General features: G+C 49.1%; 1 pseudogene. It reads left to right on the forward strand.

What is annotated here, in order from left to right:
- Positions 1 to 560: pseudogene (locus AC1DE7_RS31825) on the forward strand (hypothetical protein); the annotation flags it as partial.

Genomic DNA, 560 nt, shown 5'->3' on the forward strand with positions numbered 1-560 from the left:
CCCATGAGCGAAGAAGAATTATCTACCCTGATGGGTGAATTCGAGCAACACGAGATGACTATGAAAGGATTGGACGGGGAGTTCAATGGATTTACGGGCAGAGTAAGCACGAAAAAGGGTTCTTCAGGTGTACCCGAACCCTCAGACCATCCAGGAACAACAGGTTCTCCAAGTGCTGCTTCTAAAGGAACAACGACGACAGACAAACCGGCTACAAGTAAAACAAAGACATTTGTGAAAAAGTCAAAAGATGTGATGGTTAAAGCCGTCAGCGATTATTATAAAGCGAACCAGGTCATCCGGTTTCAGCCTTGGGGCAACTTGGGAAAAAACAAGCCCAAAGAGTCGGGGACTGCCGGGGAAGTGGGTTCTGGAGGGAAAACAAGCTCGAACGCTGGGAATAAGTCAAGCGACGGGGCAGGAACAAGTTCCTCCAGCAATGGCAAGAAACCGAATCAGACCCCGAGCAGCAGTAAGAAGTCTTCATCGTCAGGTGAAACGGATGCTACTGCATCGAGTCCAGGTATAGGGAAGAAGTCTGGCGACGGTGAAGGCACAAA

The sequence above is a fragment of the Paenibacillus sp. 10L310 genome, from assembly GCF_056395745.1.